This window comes from Halostella sp. PRR32 (genome assembly GCF_034808085.1).
Lineage (GTDB): Archaea > Halobacteriota > Halobacteria > Halobacteriales > Natronoarchaeaceae > Halostella > Halostella pelagica.
The window spans coordinates 1-277 of sequence record NZ_JAXHGL010000088.1 but is presented as its reverse complement, the minus strand read 5'-3'; the positions used below and the strand labels follow the sequence as shown (position 1 = coordinate 277).

1 protein-coding gene is annotated in these 277 nt (G+C 71.8%); it reads left to right on the top strand.

Going from position 1 to position 277, the window contains the following annotated elements; genetic code table 11:
- Positions 1 to 56: 56 nt before the first annotated feature.
- Positions 57 to 277: 2-oxo-4-hydroxy-4-carboxy-5-ureidoimidazoline decarboxylase (locus SM753_RS21490; RefSeq protein ID WP_369335389.1), on the top strand; the 221-nt coding region annotated here is incomplete at its 3' end.

Sequence of the window (277 nt, the reverse complement as noted above, 5' to 3'; positions counted from 1 at the left end):
ACCTCGTCGAAGCCGCCCTCGCGCATCCAGGCCATCAGCTGCGTGGCCACGGCGGTGTGGGCCGGCGTGGCATAGGTGCAGGTCAGAAAGGCCTCATCCTCGCTGCGCGCGCCGAGATCATCGCGACCTTCGAGCGCCGCTTGCGCGCCCACCCGGACGTCGAGCGGGCCGAGTGCCTGCGGCAGATCCACCGCATCGCCGAGATCCGGCTGAACGACAAGTTCGGCGTGACGCCCGCGCTCGGCCAGCAGCTGTGGGACTGGGCCGCCGCGCTCGC